The organism is Arhodomonas sp. KWT, from assembly GCF_010993615.1.
In genome coordinates, this window is sequence record NZ_WNXE01000318.1 from 1 (window position 1) to 2,214 (window position 2,214).

The following is a 2,214-nucleotide window of genomic DNA, read 5'->3' on the forward strand; positions in this document are numbered from 1 at the left end:
CGCGGAAGCGCGCCACCGCGGCAGGCAGGCGTGCCCGGCGCACCGGGTCCATGCCCGTGATCCCGGTGAGGGGATCGTAGACCGTCGCTCCGAGCTGCAGCCACGGCAGCGCGCTGGGTAGCCAGTAGGCCCGGCGCCGGCGCATGACATTGTAGACCCCGGCCGCCAGTGCATAGCGCAGCATCGCCGCCACCCCGCCCGGCGGCTGGGGCGGGCGCACCAGGGCGGCGGCGAGCGCGGGGGTACGCGCCAGCACCGCACCGCCGCCGAGCAGGCTCAAAGGCTTGCCGCGGCCAAAGCTCAGGATTACGTAGTCACCGTGCTCGCGGTCGTCACCGACCACCGGGAATGCCTGGGCCCGGTCCTCGATCAGGCACAGCCCGCGGGCACGGGCGAAGGCCGCGAGTGCGGCGATGCGCTCACCCAGCCCGAGCAGATCGACGGCGACAACCGCCACGCACCGCGGCGCATGGACGGTCGTCAGGGCGTCCAGGTCCAGCCACGGCCGCTCCGGTGCAAGATCCACCAGCACCGGTTCCAGCCCCGCGAACACCGCGGCGGCGACCAGGTCCGGACAGCCGTAGGCCGGCAGCAGGACCTGCGGGTGACGCTCCTCACGAACCGCCGCGGCGGCGGCCAGGGCCACCGCCAGGGCCATGGTGCCCGAGCCGTACAGCCGCATCCCGTAGCCGGGGAGGATGGCCGGTGCCGCGCGCGCTACGCCCCACCAGGGGACCGGATCGCCAGCGGGGGGCAGGCGGCCGTGGATCAGCGCGTCGAGGGCTGCCATACCGTCATCCGCCGGCCACCCGCGTAGGCGACGCTCGCATGGGCTATGGCCAGGTTCGCCTGGCAGAAGAAGTACGGCACACGCACCCAGAACCACCGTCGCCGCGCCCCGGGCGAGACCGCCCCCAGGAGGACACTGCCGTAGAACAGCGCCTGCAGCGCCAGGGTCAGGGCATACAGCGGCGTCATCGCGGGCAGCCCCAGCAGTGCCACGTTGGCGGCCAGCGCCAGCAGCAGGCACCACGGCACGGCCCAGCGCATCGGCTTGTGGCTCCAGATCTGAAACGCGAAACCGCCGTTCGGGCGTGGATCCAGGACCTCGGGATGCCGCAGCAGCCCGGTGATCCCGCGCAGCACCGTGCGGTACTTGCGCTGGTACTCCCGGCGGTCGTCGCTGATCGCACGGTAACGCCCGATCACCGCCGGGTCGGAGACTGCGCGCAGCCCGAGCCGGGCACAGTTGAGCGCGGTGTTGAAATCGCTGGGGGCATCGCTGTCCCAGTCCCGGCACACCGCCGCCCGCGCGGCGAAGAACGAGCCGCTGAGCCCGACCAGCCCGGCCCGCGACGCCTCCAGCCGCCGCAACGCCATCTCGTAGCGCACGTACAGCCCCTCGCCCACCGGCACGCCCTCGGCGGTGACGAAGCGGTCCTCGCTGGAGACCGCGCCCACCGAGGGATCCGCGAAGAGGCTCGCCAGCCGCCGCAGGCTGCCGCCGTCGATCTCGGTGGCGACATCGGAGAACACCAGAATCTCGCCACGGGCCTGCTGTACCGCCAGCCACTGGGCGTGTTCCTTGCCCCGGCGCTCGGGCGCGCGCACCAGCACCACACCGCGGTCCGCATAGGCACGGGCGATCGCGTCGGTGTCATCGTCCGAGGCATCGGAGGCGACGATCACCTCCCGGCGTGCCGCCGGATAGTCCAGCGCCAGGGTATTGTCCAGCTTGGTGCGCAGGAGTGCGCCGGCGTTGTAGGCGGTGATGATGACCGACAGCGTCGGCACCGACGCCGGCTCCATGTCCCCCGCTGTCGGCGGCCGCCAGCGCACCGGCAGGGCGAGCAGAACGAGCGGATACAGGAAGTAGCTGTACACCGCCACTGCCGCCGCGATCCAGAACACCCACTCCATCGCGTCCCTCCCCCGGACAGCATTGCCCCTAGAGCCAGCCCGACACGCGGGCGATGAAACCACCCCGTGCGGCAGCGATGTCCTCGTGCACCCCCACACGCCGGAGGCGGTAGGGATCGGCGTCCGCCGCGTTCCAGCCGTGGGCCGTGGTGCAGGCACCGGCATAGGCGTCCCGCACCCGGGTCACCGCCGCCGGTGCGGCGTCGCCGTTGGGATAGCAGAACAGCGGCGCCGCCACGCCCGCCGCCGCCTCGATCACCCGGCGCGCGCCGGCGATCTCCTCGTCCAGCACCG

The 2,214-nt window shown here is 72.8% G+C and carries 3 protein-coding genes; all 3 read right to left on the minus strand.

The annotated features are described in order from the left end of the window. Positions 1-790, minus strand: a 790-nt coding sequence (locus G7A99_RS18385; protein WP_163142895.1) for a DegT/DnrJ/EryC1/StrS family aminotransferase, incomplete at its 3' end; no start/stop codon positions are given. Continuing rightward, positions 769-1,920 carry a glycosyltransferase gene (locus G7A99_RS18390; RefSeq protein WP_163142898.1) on the minus strand — a complete coding sequence of 384 codons (1,152 nt, stop codon included), beginning with the start codon at positions 1,918-1,920 and terminating at the stop codon, positions 769-771. The genes G7A99_RS18390 and G7A99_RS18385, both read right to left, overlap by 22 nt. Positions 1,921-1,948: 28 nt before the next feature. Continuing rightward, the coding region (locus G7A99_RS18395; protein ID WP_163142901.1) for a polysaccharide deacetylase family protein at positions 1,949-2,214 on the minus strand (266 nt) is incomplete at its 5' end.